The 14,358-nt window shown below is 55.7% G+C and carries 13 protein-coding genes; 11 read left to right on the plus strand and 2 right to left on the minus strand.

The annotated features are described in order from the left end of the window. Positions 1 to 57 precede the first annotated feature (57 nt). On the minus strand, positions 58 to 684 hold the full coding sequence (locus tag K1558_RS10665; RefSeq protein ID WP_238651554.1) for an FMN-dependent NADH-azoreductase: 627 nt from the start codon (positions 682 to 684) through the stop codon (positions 58 to 60). A 292-nt stretch (positions 685 to 976) separates the two neighbouring features. Here K1558_RS10665 and K1558_RS10670 point away from each other — a divergent pair, with 292 nt between their 5' ends. Next, entirely contained in the window at positions 977 to 1,114 is a 138-nt protein-coding gene (locus K1558_RS10670) for a hypothetical protein (protein ID WP_238651555.1), read from the plus strand. A gap of 141 nt (positions 1,115 to 1,255) precedes the next feature. Here K1558_RS10670 and K1558_RS10675 read toward each other — a convergent pair whose 3' ends face one another. Then, complete coding sequence (locus K1558_RS10675) at positions 1,256 to 1,495, minus strand: hypothetical protein (RefSeq protein ID WP_238651556.1); 240 nt, start codon at positions 1,493 to 1,495, stop codon at positions 1,256 to 1,258. A 181-nt stretch (positions 1,496 to 1,676) separates the two neighbouring features. On the opposite strand from K1558_RS10675, the gene K1558_RS10680 reads away from it, so the two are divergent. The 10 genes from K1558_RS10680 to mutS all read left to right on the plus strand — a co-directional run bounded on the left by K1558_RS10680 (position 1,677) and on the right by mutS (position 14,078). Next, on the plus strand, positions 1,677 to 2,351 hold the full coding sequence (locus K1558_RS10680) for a hypothetical protein (protein WP_238651557.1): 675 nt from the start codon (positions 1,677 to 1,679) through the stop codon (positions 2,349 to 2,351). Between the two features lie 151 nt (positions 2,352 to 2,502). After that, positions 2,503 to 3,507 (plus strand): ABC transporter substrate-binding protein, encoded by a 1,005-nt coding sequence (locus tag K1558_RS10685; protein WP_238651558.1) that lies wholly within the window; start codon positions 2,503 to 2,505, stop codon positions 3,505 to 3,507. 61 nt (positions 3,508 to 3,568) lie between these two features. After that, positions 3,569 to 4,348, plus strand: coding sequence for an ABC transporter ATP-binding protein (locus tag K1558_RS10690; RefSeq protein ID WP_238651559.1), 780 nt, complete (start codon positions 3,569 to 3,571; stop codon positions 4,346 to 4,348). A gap of 41 nt (positions 4,349 to 4,389) precedes the next feature. Continuing rightward, on the plus strand, positions 4,390 to 5,178 hold the full coding sequence (locus K1558_RS10695) for an ABC transporter permease (protein WP_274528528.1): 789 nt from the start codon (positions 4,390 to 4,392) through the stop codon (positions 5,176 to 5,178). A gap of 88 nt (positions 5,179 to 5,266) precedes the next feature. Then, positions 5,267 to 6,256, plus strand: coding sequence for an aromatic acid exporter family protein (locus tag K1558_RS10700; protein WP_238651561.1), 990 nt, complete (start codon positions 5,267 to 5,269; stop codon positions 6,254 to 6,256). A 228-nt stretch (positions 6,257 to 6,484) separates the two neighbouring features. Next, on the plus strand, positions 6,485 to 7,507 hold the full coding sequence (locus K1558_RS10705; RefSeq protein ID WP_238651562.1) for an HD-GYP domain-containing protein: 1,023 nt from the start codon (positions 6,485 to 6,487) through the stop codon (positions 7,505 to 7,507). Between the two features lie 243 nt (positions 7,508 to 7,750). Further along, entirely contained in the window at positions 7,751 to 8,308 is a 558-nt protein-coding gene (locus K1558_RS10710) for an outer spore coat protein CotE (RefSeq protein ID WP_238651563.1), read from the plus strand. A gap of 346 nt (positions 8,309 to 8,654) precedes the next feature. After that, on the plus strand, positions 8,655 to 10,211 hold the full coding sequence (locus K1558_RS10715; protein ID WP_238651564.1) for a putative amidoligase domain-containing protein: 1,557 nt from the start codon (positions 8,655 to 8,657) through the stop codon (positions 10,209 to 10,211). 186 nt (positions 10,212 to 10,397) lie between these two features. Further along, a complete protein-coding gene (locus tag K1558_RS10720) occupies positions 10,398 to 10,775 on the plus strand; it encodes a SpoIIAA family protein (RefSeq protein WP_238651565.1) in 378 nt (125 codons plus the stop codon). Positions 10,776 to 11,234: 459 nt separating this feature from the next. Continuing rightward, positions 11,235 to 14,078 (plus strand): DNA mismatch repair protein MutS, encoded by a 2,844-nt coding sequence (mutS, locus tag K1558_RS10725; protein WP_238651566.1) that lies wholly within the window; start codon positions 11,235 to 11,237, stop codon positions 14,076 to 14,078. Positions 14,079 to 14,358 lie beyond the last annotated feature (280 nt).

Consider the following 14,358-nt stretch of genomic DNA (forward strand, 5'->3'; position numbering starts at 1 on the left):
CCCGCAGCTATTCTTAGCTGCGGGGCCTTAATGTGTTGTTTCCGGTGTCAGGCTATATTAGAACGATGCTGCTGCTGTCTTCGCGAGCTGCAGGCCGGAAGCGATAATGTCTGCGGATTTGTCCGGGTTCTGGTTGTGACCTTCAATAATGACCTGTGTAATCTCTTTGAAGCCCCAGAAGTTCAGGTTGCCCAGGATGAAGTTAACGGCCATCTCTGCGCTTGCTGCCGGGCCTTCGGAGTATACGCCGCCTCTGGCATTCAGCACGGCAGCCTTCTTGCCGGTCAGCAGTCCTACAGGACCTTCAGCGGTGTACTTGAAGGTAGTGCCAGCCTGGTTCAGGTAGTCGATGTAAGTGTGCAGAACTGCCGGAACAGTCATGTTCCACAGCGGGAAGGCAAAGACCACCTTGTCGGCAGCCAGGAACTGGTCGAGGTACTTCTTCACCAGTGCAGCACCTGCGGCTTCTTCAGGAGTGGCTTCGTAGCCCTGAGCAGCCTTGTAGATACCTGTAATCAGCGTGTTGTCATAGTATGGAAGCTGTTCAGCGAACAGGTCGAGCTCGGTAATCTGATCCTGCGGATGAGTCTCCTTGTAGCTGGCCAGGAATTCGTTGTAGAGCTGTACACTTACGGCTTGCTCAGCAGGACGGTTGTTAGCTTTGATAAACAGTACATTAGACATTATGATTTCTCCTTAGGTATATATTTAATATTAACTATCGATAATATAGCATTTAGTTTTTTGTTTGTAAATATCCGCAGGATAAAAAGTTTTTTTCGACAGAAAAGAGCTTGTCTTTGCACGCCTACTATATCTTCGGTTGCTTCCATTCGATTTACCGCATGCCTGTCCATATGTAGTCTGCTGATTTCGACAAGGGTATCGGACTGTTCCCAGGACAAGTTTAGGGCATCAACCCCCCGGTTATATAGGAAATATAAGGATTGAGCCCCCATTCAAAGGAGCGATTGACATGTCCATTGACCGGTTTATCCTCAAGAAGCTGGACAACTGTCACGAAGAGCATACCCGGCGCAACCTGGTGAAGTTGTTCAAATTACGGATTCATAAGGCGGAAAAAGAAGAGAAACAGCATCTGCGGATCGGCTGACGGCATCTGCTGCAGCCCATATAGACGAAGCACTCCCTGCCCAGCAGGCGTGTGCTTTTTTAAATTTCAAAATTTTACGGTACCGTCCTTAAAAAGGGCGGCATAACTGTTTCCGCTTGAGATAAAAAAATATCCCTCTGTTTAGTAGAGGGATAATGCCAATGTATCATTTTCACTGTAACTGTGCAATATAGCTTCTGAGCCTTTAATTTCAATACTGATCAGAGAATTCAGACATTTCTGCAGGGCGTTTTTCCCCTTTTGAATTTTGAGTTCAAGCGTGCTGTTGAGCAGTCGAAGTACTTTTTGGGTCGGCTGTTTGTTTTCGGTTGTGAAATATACGGGTACACGTTTGTTTTGAAATGTGATAAGCATTGTCATTGAAATCACCTCGCTAAAAGTATTTCATGCTAATGATCTTACCCTCTCTTTCTTAATTTTACCTTAAAATTAGCTTATGATAACATAAAGATTGCAAGTTTCATAGGCTTACTACTTACTGACTGCTGCTTATTTATATAAAATATATAAAAACATGGATTCAGCGATAAAGGAAGGGATTATGAATGTGAATAATCAGGATGTGGCCTGTTTGGCGGCTTTTCTGTTCCCGGGCCCAGCCGGAGGGCCCAAGATCGACAGTCTGATCCGGGCAGCCCCCGGCGCCTTGCGGATCTGCAGGCTGAGGTTCGATGAGGGCGATGTCCTTCAGGATGTTTGTATGCAGGTGCTGGAGGACCGGACAATCATTACGGGAATGCAGGATGAGGACGCCTTCGGCTATGAACTGAACCTGCCTGAGGAGACAATCGGGACCTGTGAATATCTGTTCAATTGCCCCGGCCAGCCGCGGGCCCGGACTATACCTGTACCGGCGCTCTTCCTGTCCAGACGGCGGTTCGAGGAGATTCGTGACCGGGCGGAGGGCTGGACCTTGTGCGTGCTGGCCGAAAGCTTGGGTGCGGAGACCGGCGATCCGGCCAGCTCTGCCAGACTGGCTGGATCAATGAAAGCCCAGACGGCCTCCGGTGAGCTGCGGCTATGCTCCCGGGAAGGCGAAAGCTGGAATTTTCAGCAGGCTTCCTTCATTGAAGCAGAGACTGGAAGCTGGCTTCTGCGCAGCAGCTGTGAACCCGGAGACGATTATATGATTGCGTTCCCGCTCACCCGGGCGGAGCTATGTCATGCTTTTGTCGAATGGCTCATCAATGCTGCGCCAATTAAAGAGGGAGATTAGCTCCCGTTCAGACACACTTTGCCAGCCTTCCTTCAGGAAGACTGGCTATTTTTATGGATCTAAGATGCGATACGACTCTTTAACCTTTCCATAGACTCCCGCATATGCATAGAGCAAGGGCGGAAGACCCGGGAAGAAAGGAGAAGATCGAATGAAAATCAAGCTAAGGCTGTCACTGCCGTTACTGATGCTGTTGAGCCTTGCGGTCATCGCCGGTTGCGGCGGGAACTCTGCTGCCGTTAAGGTGAAGATCGGCGAAGTGACCCGTTCCGTGTTCTACGCGCCTGAGTATGTGGCCTTGTCTCAAGGCTTCTTCAAGGATGAAGGACTGGATGTGGAGCTGCAGACGATACCGGGCGGGGACAAAACAATGACGGCGCTGCTCTCCGGGGCCATCGATGTGGCACTGGTCGGCTCGGAAACCTCTATTTATGTATACCAGCAGGGGGCGGATGATCCGGTCATCAATTTCGCCCAGCTTACCCAGCGGGACGGGACCTTCCTGTTCGCACGTACACCGGATAATAACTTCTCATGGGACAAAGTCAAGGGCTCAACCTTCCTGGGACAGAGACAAGGGGGAATGCCGCAGATGGCCGGCGCCTTCACGTTAAAGAGCAAGGGGATCGATGCCGGGAAGGATCTGAAGCTGATCCAGAATATTGATTTTGCGAACATCGCCGGCGCATTTGCTTCCGGGACAGGAGATTATGTGCAGCTCTTCGAGCCGCAGGCATCCATCTTCGAGAAGGAGGGCCGGGGGCAGGTGGTGGCCTCCTTCGGGGTGGAGAGCGGTTATCTGCCGTATACCGTATTCATGGCGAAGCAGAGCTACATCAGCAAGAACAAGGAGACTGTGCAGAAATTCACCAATGCCGTCCAGCGGGCCCAGCTCTGGGTGAAATCGCATAGCGCTGAGGAGATTGCGGATGCGGTCATGCCGTATTTTGACAAGACGGACCGGAGCATTGTAATCTCTGCCATCAGCCGCTACAAGGAACAGGATACCTATGCCGTGAACCCGGTCATTGATGAGAAGGAATGGAACAATCTGCTGGATGTGATCGACTATGCCGGGGAGCTGAAGGAACGGATTCCGGCAGATACCATCGTCGATAACAGCTTCGCACAGAAAGCGGAGAGCAGCGTGAAGTAGGCAGGACTGATGTCCGCTATGCTTCACCATCCGTCAACACAGAACGTATAGGAGGGCCAATATGCTTCCAGTAGTGGAGTTGAAGGACATCACACACGCCTACCTGGGAGACCGCGAGGCTAATCTTGCGATTGAGGATCTGAATCTCACTGTCGGTAAAGGCGAGTTCATCAGCCTGGTCGGACCCAGCGGCTGCGGCAAGACGACGATCTTGTCGATCATCGCAGGGCTGCTGCAGCCTTCGCGAGGTGAGGTGCTGCTCAGCGGACGTCCGGTCACGGGACCCTCACCGGAGGTCGGCTATATGCTCCAGCAGGATTATCTGTTCCCCTGGAGAACCATTCAGGACAATGTGCTGCTCGGCCTGGAGCTGACCGGCAGGCTGACCGGGAGCTCACGGGCCCAGTCGCTGCAGCTGCTCGCTGATATGGGGCTTGCTGGCAAAGAGAAGGCTTATCCGGCCCAGCTCTCGGGAGGGATGCGCCAGCGTGTCGCTCTGGTGCGGACGCTGGCGACCGATCCCGGCCTGCTGCTGCTGGATGAACCGTTCTCTGCGCTGGATTACCAAATTAAGCTGCAGCTCGAGGATCTCGTCTCCGAGACCTTGCTGCGCCGGGGGACAACAGCGATTCTGGTCACCCATGACCTGTCTGAGGCGATTGCCGTCAGCAGCCGGGTCATTCTGCTGCAGCGCAACCCCGGCCGGGTCCGCAAGGTGTTTCATGTACCGGAAGCGATCCGGAGCACCCCGCCGCTGTATGCGCGGGATCTGCCGGGATTCGCGGAGCTTTTTCACGAGATATGGAAGGAAATGGAGCTGGCTGGGAGGGATGAGATGTGAGTATAGAAGCACCTGCGCAAGCGGACTCCCGTGCCCATTGGCTGAAGCAGAAGCATGAGGACTACCGGAAGCAGAAGCACCGCCGCCGGAGCCAGGTCCTGATCGTCCGTAGCAGCCTGCTGGTGCTGTTCTTTGTGTTATGGGAAGCGGGAGCGAGGCTCGGCTGGATTGATGAGCTGCTGTTCAGCTATCCGACGAAGGTCTTCCGGCAGATCTGGGAGGACATGGCCAGCGGCAGTCTGTGGCCTCATCTGGGCATGACCGTCGGGGAGACTGCGGTAGGGTTTGTATTGGGTACATTATTGGGAACGCTGCTCGCGGTCATCATCTGGTGGTCGCCTTTTCTGTCCGCGGTCCTGGACCCGTATATGGTTGTTTTCAACAGTATGCCCAAGGTTGCACTGGGCCCGATCTTCATCGTCATGTTCGGGGCCGGCTTCACCGCAATTGTTGTCACTACATTATCGATTACAGTGATTATTACGACGCTTGTGGTATATAACAGCTTTTGCAGCGTGGACCCGAATCTGGTCAAGGTCGTCCGGTCCTTCGGCGCATCCAAAAGCCAGGAATTCAGCAAGGTTATCCTCCCTGCGTCTTTCCCCACTGTAGTCTCCACCTTGAAGGTGAATGTCGGGATGTCATGGGTCGGGGTCATTGTCGGAGAGTTTCTGGTGGCCAAATCGGGGCTTGGTTACCTGATCATTTACGGCTTCCAGGTGTTCAACTTCACCTTGGTCATGTCCAGTCTGCTGATTATCGCAGCGGTGGCAACGGCAATGTATCAGCTCGTGGTGTATGTGGAGAAGCTGCTGTTGTCGAGAAGGTAAGAATCATGTAATATTGTGTCTCTTGGCAAAATCTTGTACCATGACTATATCTTTATCTGAATTATGCGCCGGTAGGAGAGATATTTACATGGGATTTCGGATCATCAAAACGGCGGCTGCAACTCTGCTGTCCATTCTGCTGGCAGCCGCCGCAGGCATCCCGAATGCGCAAAGCGCGGGGCTGCTTGCCATTCTCGGGGTGGAAACCACCCGCAAACGGAGTCTTCGTACCATTACGGCACGCTTTTTCGCCTCTTTGGTAGGGCTCTTTTTGGGTTGTATTCTGTTCTACACCCTGGGCTTTCATTATTGGGTGCTCGGACTGTATGTACTGTTCGGCTTCCCGCTGATCGTCCGCTCCGGCTTCAAGGAAGGGATTGTGACCAGCTCGGTTATTGTCTTCCGCGTATTCGGACAAGCTGAACTGACAGTTCATATTCTGCTGCAGCAGATCGAGCTGCTGGCGATCGGACTCGGCTCGGCCGGACTCGTGAACTTCGCTTATATGCCGCCCGCCGGGGGGATTATGGCCGGTATCCGCAAGGAGGTGGACGGCTATTTCTCGGTCATCTTCCGCCAGATGGCCCGCACGCTGCGTGATCCGGGCTACCTGTGGGACGGGAAGGAGCTGATTGGCGCTGGAGAAGCAGTTCAGAAGGGGCTGAATGCCGCTGCGAGGGAAATGGAGAATCATGTGATCCACCCGGATGAAGCCTGGAATGTCTACTTCTATATGCGCAAGGAGCAGTTAGAGTCCATCCAGAACATGATGCAGCTGCTCTCCCAGGTCTACCGCCAGCTGCCGCACGGGGATATGGTGGCGGAGCTGTTCGACCAGCTTAGCGGGGATGTGCTGGCTGAGGAATACACTGGCCGGACCGAGCGGCTGCTGGAAGCACTGGAGCAGGAATTCCAGGAGATGGAGCTGCCGGATTCACGCGAGGAATTCGAGATCCGTTCGGCGATCCTGCAGCTGTGCCGGGAGCTGGCACTGTACCTGAAGATTGCGAAGCGCTACAAGAGTCCGGTTGAAGGACGTCCGGTCAAGGACAAGCAACCTGCGGGCGGCAAGCTGTGAGTGTAAGTTCAGCGGGAAATATATAGCTCAAGTATTCACATTACGGTGTAAAATAACGATAAGAAACATAAGCACAAAAAGTGAGCGGGTCTGTTCCGTCATGCCCAGGCATCCGCAGATCCAGCCCGCACTTCATAGTTCTGATAGATGGCTCTACCGTAAGCCGCGAAGCTTTCCAATATAGCGGGGTTCACTCCGGTGAACTTCTGCACTGGCAGGTGAAGAAATATGAACAACAGCAATGAACAATATATCGGAAAACAGCTTGCAGCCAACCTCTTCAATCATAGCGGCGTATTTGTGCTCCCGGCTATGACCCTGTTAAACAGCGAGCATATCCGTCTGATCACACAGCACAAGATCTTTCTTACGCCGCAGGATGTGCTGCAGGTGGACAGCGCTGCGTTCTATCAGCTGGCCGTGGATGAGTGCACGGCGGCGATGGAGAGCATCTTCGAGGAGCTGCGCTACACCAAGACCAAAAGGCTGCCTATGCTGGAGATCAGAAATGAAGTAATTCCGTTCATCCAGCAGGTCAGCGAGAAGAATGATTTCTACGGGATTCTGGCAGCGCTGCAGACCAAGGATGATTATACATACAGACATAATGTGGCGGTGGGGATTATCTCCACTCTGCTCGGCAAATGGCTGAAGCTGAAGCCGGAGGAGCTAAGTATGCTGACGACCGCCGCAACCCTCCATGACATCGGCAAGGTGATGATCCCGGCTGAGATTCTGACCAAGCCCGGTCCGCTGGACAGCGAAGAATATGAGCTGATGAAGAAGCATACGACGTTCGGCTATGAGATGATCCGTGATACACCAGGCACGACTCACATGCAGGCACTGGTCGCCCTGCAGCATCATGAACGGATGGACGGCACCGGCTATCCGTTCGGCGTGATGGGTCACCGGATTACCGACTTCAGCAAAATTGTAGCGGTGGCGGATGTGTTCCACGCGATGACCTCCGACCGCTTCTACCGCAACGCCGCGCCGCTCTATGAGGTGCTGAAGCAGATGGATGACAATGTCTACGGCAAGCTGGACCCGTATATCTGCAGCGTGTTCATTCACAAGCTCATGCAGTCGATGATCGGCAACGATGTGCTGCTCACAGACGGGCAGATCGGCAAAATCATCATGATTCTGGCCCATGATCCGCTGCGTCCGCTGGTGAACATCGGCGAAGACTTCATTGACCTTAGCCGCCACCGGCAGCTCGGGGTGGTCCGTGTGCTGCCGCAGTAACCCATTTACCGGACCTGATGGTGCACAACATATAGAAGCAGCGATTCCCTGGTTTGGGGAGGCGCTGCTTTTTTTTCGGAGCTGAGGACTCATAACAGGCAGAATCCGGCAATAAAATGAACCAGAGGGATGAATAAACGGGCTCCGGGGGCTTACCCAAATTTATTTCTACTCTAACAATCAACAAATGCCCAGAACGTGCATACACTTGATAGTGAATGATTGTATGGAGGAGGTTCAAAGATGTCATTAAGCCATAAACGTCAAACAAGGGAGATCATTACGAAGGCAGTTTGCGGCAAAGGTCGTAAGTTCTCTACAGCAACTCATACCGTGACTCCGCCACATCATCCGACTAGTATTCTGGGGGCATGGATTATTAACCACCAGTACGAAGCGGTTGCCGCCGGGAACGGAATCGAAGTAATCGGTACCTATGATGTGAACATCTGGTATTCGTACGACAAAAACAAACAGACTGAGGTCGCCAAGGAAACGGTCTCCTATGTGGAGCTCATTCCATTGTCGTATCTCGACCCGAGACACCGTGCTTCCACAGCGCAGGTCTCTGCGGAGGCAACGCAGGAACCGAATTGCGTGGAAGCCGGAGTATCGCCGGGCGGCGGCAGTGTGACACTGCGGGTGGAACGCGAGTTCGAGGCGGAGCTGGTGGCTGAGACCAAGGTCCGCGTGTATGTCAGCGATCTGGGTGATGATCCGGAAGACAAGGATTATGATTTTGAAGGCGAGAGCTTCGATTACGATGATCTGGACCCTGACGCACTGGATGATGAGTTGTAGGATGCAAGGCGCCGCTTGCCGCTGTCACTGTGCGGGATATGATCCATTATATGTAGAGAGGGCAGCGGCGAAGAGGGCGAATGCCCTCTTTTTTTTGAAAAAAGGGGATTTATTTATTCTTGGGGGGTGGAGAGACTGGCAGGATGGATAGGGGGATGTGTGATTGGGGACGGCGGTTATGGATAGAAGAGAGAATGTGGTGTAATGGTGCACTTGAATATAGCGGGTGTGGGTGAAATGAGGGGATGAAGGGGATTAGTGCACCTGAAATTAGTCAAATGTGGGTTTGAGGCGGAAAATGCAGTTGGCGCGGCTTGAACCTATTCTGATGGACGGAGGCCAAGTCATGAATGAGGGGCTTCACTTATTCCGGGGTCTGGCACCGGATCAGATTGAACACAGGCTCCGGCGCTGCGGGATTGAGGCGGACCCGGTTGCGCTCGCACGGCAGGCCCGGAACAAGGAAACGAAAGATCATATTACATATTCCCTGGGACAAGACTCTGGAAGCTACAGACAGCATTACCGGGTGGCGGTCTTCAATCTGGCAGTGCTGGAATGCCGCCCGTTCGGGGCCGGCGCAGCCATGGGCGGAGTGTTACGTGGCAGTGGCGAAATACGGAATGGCGTAGATGCAGTTGGAAGGATAGAGTATAGGACGAGTCAGGCGTATCCTGGAGGGCAGGGGGAGGATGGAAGTGAGGGAAGGCGCGCTGATGGATGGAGTGGAGATGAACAGGCGGGATTAGCGGGGCGGAGCGGAGCCGGGCATGGGCAGCTTGGAGAGCAGAGGGAGGATGGAAGTGAGGGAAGGCGTGCCGATGGCTGGAGCGGGTATGAACAGGCGGGATTAGCAGAGCGGAGCGGAGAAGCGCGCGGCACGGCCGGTGTACTCTACACGACGGCGGTGAGGGCGCTGTATAGCCTCGGACTGGACAGCGGCGAGGTGGAGCTGCGGGCCATGGGCGGGCGGCGGTATGCGGTGACAGGCATCGCTCCGCTGATGCCTGTTCCCGGCACGCCGCTGCCTGAGCCGTACCGGACCGCTTCCGCCGGGCTGGACCGGCTGCTGGCCCTTGAGCCGCCCGGACGCCCCGGGCTGCTGATGGGCATGGACCCGGAGTTCCTGCTGCTCCGGGCATCCACGGGCCGCGTCGTGCCGGCGTCGCGGCACCTGCCCACGGACGGCATCGCGGGCTGCGATGCCGGACCCCCGGGAACGCACGGCGTGTTCCCGGTGGCGGAGCTGCGCCCCGCGCCGCGCGGTGAACCGCGGGCGCTGCTGGCGCAGCTCATGTCCGCCGCGCGCGAGGCGGACCGGCTCATTGCCGACCGCTCGCTCTGCTGGCGGGCGGGAGGCATGCCGCTGCGGGGCTGGGCCCTCGGCGGCCACCTGCACTTCAGCGGCGTCACGCTGTGTGCGCCGCTCCTGCGCGCGCTCGACAACTATCTCGCGCTGCCTATGTTCCTGCTGGAGGACGTCCGGGCTGCGGCCCGCCGTCCCCGTTATGGCGTGCTCGGCGATTTCCGTCGGCAGCCGCATGGCGGCTTCGAGTACCGGACCCTGCCGAGCTTCCTGGTCTCCCCGGTCATTGCCAAAGGCGCGGTCGCCCTGGCTCACCTGATCGTGAGCCATTACGAAGACCTGCCGCTGCGCCCGCTCGACCGGGAAGACCTGCATGCCGCCTACTACAGCGGCGACAAAACCCCGCTGCGCGCAGCCTGGCCTCCGCTGGAGGCGCAGCTGCGCAGATTGGGCGGCTACACGGCCGCCGCCCGCTGGCTGGGTCCGCTGTGGCGGGCAATCGCCGCCCGGCGGACCTGGGATGAGGCGCGGGATATCCGCGCCTCCTGGCTCGGCAGCGCCCCGTCCGTCTCCGGGGCGCAGCGCCATTTAGAATAGCAGCGCAGCGCCTGCCTTCAGCGGCAGCACGGACTTTAAGCTTTTGCAAATTGGAAGCACAGACAGCCGCCACTCACGATCCGCCGCACCTTAGCGGGGAGTTAGTGTATAGCGCGCTGTTTTTTATTAAAGGTTGATTTTAGGAGATTTATATTCATAATTGTACCTGAAGGGGATGAATTCTAGTTGAGTAACCATAATATCAGCACAACTGCTTCAGGAGATGTAATTACTACCCGTTTGGTAGGTCGGATTAGAACAGAGGATGTTAATGAATGGTTTGCCGGCTTCGAGCAGGTGTGCACACAATTTATTTCCGGCGGCCGGAGGTTCAAACTGCTGGTGGATAGACAAGGTTACACGCCGGATCATTTTTCGGTTCAAAAAGAATGGAAAGATAAATTCTTCAATGAGTCCATATTAACTCACAGCAAGGCTATTGCGTTTCTCCTGGAAGAAGGGGAGATCCTGAACCATTTACAGCAGACAAATACCAAGGAAGCTGTGAAATTTTTCGATGATTATGAACAGGCGTTGACCTGGCTGAATAATTATCCGCTGTAAATGCTGATCGAACCTATTTGAACACAATCAACTGCTGGCGTGAGGCGCGGGGACGAAATGGAATCGAAAAACCGACCACAATCATAATGTACCAGTGTCTGGGCGTGAACCTCACGCGTCTCTCAAATGTATGCGGAAAACCAAACACAACCCGTGCTCGCGCCTCCAACACTAACCAGACTTTTATCCCCGGTCCCCTGGCATGAGCCACCTCAAAAAATTGACTTTTCATCAACAATCATACGCTTGATCCCCCTCCTTACCGCCGACTAACACCCGCATTATCCGCTAAATTTATTACTTTATATATCTCTCTCCACACTCATCCCGCACTCCCCCATCCTACCTTTCTGACACACCCCAGCTTTTAGCAGAAGCCCCTGGGTCTAGCGGGTAACGTAACCGGCGGAGTTTCTGCTATAATAGAGAACAGTAATGAAGTAGGCATGGAGGTAGACGATGGCAAACTATACGCCGATGATTCAGCAGTATCTGAAAGTGAAGGAAGGGGCCAAGGACGCTTTCCTTTTCTTTCGGCTGGGCGATTTCTATGAAATGTTCTTCGAGGATGCGCTGCTTGCATCCAAGGAGCTTGAGATTACGTTAACAGGCCGCGATGGCGGGGTCGGAGAGAAGATCCCGATGTGCGGGGTGCCTTACCACGCTGCGGAAGGATACATACAGCGCCTGATTGAAAAAGGCTACAAGGTCGCCATCTGCGAGCAGCTTGATGATCCGGCCGTTACTAAAGGGATGGTCCGCCGTGATATCGTCCGGGTGATAACCCCGGGTACGGTCATGGACGGCAAAAGCATTACAGATAAAAGCAACAACTATCTCGTCTGCGTTACGGAAGAGGACGGGATGATGGCGCTGGCTGCCTGTGATTTGACGACAGGGGAGCTGTATGTCACTTCTGTGCCGGGCAATGAGGAGTGGCTGCGCGACGAGATCGGTGTCTATGAGCCGGCGGAGATCATGGGGGACCCGGGGCTCCTTACGCTGCTGCGCAGTGAAGCCTCCCTGCTGGCCAAGCCGGTGGTCTATACACCGTGGGACAAGCTGGAAGAGGGGCTGGCCCGCCGCCAGTTCGGCGAAGCCGCCTGGGTCCGGCTGGAGAAGGAGCGCGGCCGCGCCCTGGCGCTGCTGATCTCCTACCTCAGCGAGACCCAGCGGCGGTCACTGGGGCAGCTCACGCAGATTTCCCCTTATGAGCCGGGCAATTTCATGATCCTTGATCCGTTCACCCGGCGGAATCTGGAGCTGACAGAGACGGTGCGGGAGCGTTCCAAGAAGGGCTCGCTGCTCTGGCTGCTCGACCGTACCGAGACCTCGATGGGCGGTCGTCTGCTGCGCCGCCGGATCGATAAGCCGCTCCTGCAGCGCGCGCCGATTGAGCGCCGGCTGGAGGCGGTCGATTATCTCTATAACCAGTTCATTGTGCGTGAAGACCTGCGCGGCGCGCTGAAGGAGATCTATGACCTTGAACGTCTGGTCGGCCGCATTGCCTTTGGCAGCGCGAACGGCAGAGATATGAATGCGCTGAAGCTGTCGCTGGCCCAGATTCCGGTGTTGAAGGAGATGTGTATGTCCTCCGGCTCGTCTACCTTACGGGAGATCGGCGCGTCAATGGATGAATGCACAGAGCTCCGGGAAGACATAGAGGCAGCGATTGTTGAAGATCCGCCGGTGTCTGTCCGTGACGGGGGTATTATCCGGGCGGGCTTCCATGAGCGGCTCGATGAGCTGCGGGAAGCCAGCAGCAGCGGCAAACGCTGGATTGCTGAGCTGGAAGCGAAGGAGCGCCAGGTCACCGGGATCAAGTCGCTGAAGATCGGCTACAACAAAGTCTTCGGATATTATATAGAAGTAACCCGCTCCAACCTGTCGTCGCTGCCGGAAGGCCGGTATGAGCGCAAGCAGACACTGGCGAACGCCGAGCGTTACGTGACCCCGGAGCTGAAGGAGAAGGAAGCGCTCATCCTGGAGGCCCAGGACAAGATGACTGATTTGGAGTATAGCCTCTTTATCGAGCTCCGCGAGCGGATTAGCAGCCAGGTTCCGCGTCTTCAGGCGCTGGCAGAGAAGGTAGCGGAGATTGATGTGTATCAAGGTCTGGCCGCTGTGAGTGCCGAGCAGCGCTTCGTGAAGCCGAAGCTGTCTGACAGCTATGATCTGCGGCTCGAAGGCGGACGCCATCCGGTCGTAGAGGCTGTGCTGAAGGACTCCGCTTTCATTGCCAATGGCAGCACGCTGAGCAGGGATGAAGGCAATATCCTCCTGATTACTGGACCGAATATGGCCGGCAAAAGCACTTATATGCGTCAGGTGGCGCTCATCTGCATCATGGCTCAGATCGGCTGCTTCGTTCCGGCAGACAGTGCTGAGGTTCCGCTGATCGACCGCATCTTTACGCGCATCGGTGCGGCGGATGACCTGATCGGCGGACAGAGCACCTTCATGGTGGAGATGGCCGACATCCAGGTCATGACCGAAAAAGCTACCGCCCGCAGCCTGATCATCATCGACGAGCTGGGCCGGGGAACCTCCACCAGCGAGGGGATGGCCATCGCGCAGGCGGTGATCGAATACGTGCATGATACCATTGCCTGTAAGGCGCTGGTATCGACGCATTTTCATGAGCTCGCTCATCTGGAGCAGAGTCTTAAGGGTCTGCGCAACTATTCGATGGCGGTCCAGGAGAGCGGGGATAAGGTCAACTTCCTGCGCAAGCTGGTGCCGGGCGCTGCGGACAGCAGCTACGGCATCTACTGCGCGCGGCTGGCCGGGCTGCCGGAAGGCATTATTGACCGCGCCTACGGCCTGCTCCAGAGCATCGAACAAGCCGCGCCTCCGGGCAGCGCGCAGCTGAACAACAGAGTAGGAAGCATGGATGCTTCCGGGCCGCTTCTCCGCGAGCAGACGCAGGCATCCGCTCACACCGGGCAGCCGGATACAGTACCCGCGGAAGTACAGGGAACCGGCTCAGCTTCTTCGGATGACTCGGCGGCTCCTAACCACGGCTCCGCTGCCGCATCACTGGCTGCCGGACAGCAGGAAGCTGCGGCCGCCCTTGCTTCTTCCGCCCTGGAGGAGGACAATGAGGTGGTGCAGCTCTCGATTTTTGGCGAGGAAGAGCCGCGTAAGCGGGGCAAGGGCGGGGCGGCTACAGCCCCGGCCCGGGAGAACCCGCTCCTCAAGGAGCTGGTCGCAGCCGTTCAGGGCGCGGACCTGATGAACATGACGCCGCTGCAGGCGATGGGCCTCTTGAACGAGCTGAAGCTGAAGGCAAGAGAGCTGTAATTCAGCGGAACTGCTGATGCCGTCGAGGGAGTGTTTAAACCGAATACAACTGTCAGTAACAGCAGAATATGGCCCGAATGAATGTGGAAAACAGCATACATTGAACTCGCAAGTGGGCATCCGGCCTGAATGTATGTGGAAAACAACATACATTGTACTCGCAAGCAGGCCCCGGCCCGAATGTATGTGGAAAACAACATGCATTGAACTCGCAAGCAGGCACCCGGCCCGAATGTATGTGGAAAACAACATCCATTGTACTTGCAAGTAGGCCCCGGCC

The sequence above is a fragment of the Paenibacillus piscarius genome, from assembly GCF_022234545.1.
GTDB lineage: Bacteria > Bacillota > Bacilli > Paenibacillales > Paenibacillaceae > Paenibacillus_AQ > Paenibacillus_AQ piscarius.

Excerpts from the sequence above, each read along its gene's own strand:
- K1558_RS10705 (WP_238651562.1), top strand. The coding sequence starts at position 6,485 with ATGAACAACAGCAATGAACAATATATCGGAAAACAGCTTGCAGCCAAC.
- K1558_RS10700 (WP_238651561.1), top strand. The coding sequence starts at position 5,267 with ATGGGATTTCGGATCATCAAAACGGCGGCTGCAACTCTGCTGTCCATT.
- K1558_RS10710 (WP_238651563.1), top strand. The coding sequence starts at position 7,751 with ATGTCATTAAGCCATAAACGTCAAACAAGGGAGATCATTACGAAGGCA.
- K1558_RS10665 (WP_238651554.1), bottom strand. The coding sequence starts at position 684 with ATGTCTAATGTACTGTTTATCAAAGCTAACAACCGTCCTGCTGAGCAA.
- K1558_RS10715 (WP_238651564.1), top strand. The coding sequence starts at position 8,655 with ATGAATGAGGGGCTTCACTTATTCCGGGGTCTGGCACCGGATCAGATT.
- K1558_RS10675 (WP_238651556.1), bottom strand. The coding sequence starts at position 1,495 with ATGACAATGCTTATCACATTTCAAAACAAACGTGTACCCGTATATTTC.
- mutS (WP_238651566.1), top strand. The coding sequence starts at position 11,235 with ATGGCAAACTATACGCCGATGATTCAGCAGTATCTGAAAGTGAAGGAA.
- K1558_RS10685 (WP_238651558.1), top strand. The coding sequence starts at position 2,503 with ATGAAAATCAAGCTAAGGCTGTCACTGCCGTTACTGATGCTGTTGAGC.
- K1558_RS10690 (WP_238651559.1), top strand. The coding sequence starts at position 3,569 with ATGCTTCCAGTAGTGGAGTTGAAGGACATCACACACGCCTACCTGGGA.
- K1558_RS10670 (WP_238651555.1), top strand. The coding sequence starts at position 977 with ATGTCCATTGACCGGTTTATCCTCAAGAAGCTGGACAACTGTCACGAA.
- K1558_RS10680 (WP_238651557.1), top strand. The coding sequence starts at position 1,677 with ATGAATGTGAATAATCAGGATGTGGCCTGTTTGGCGGCTTTTCTGTTC.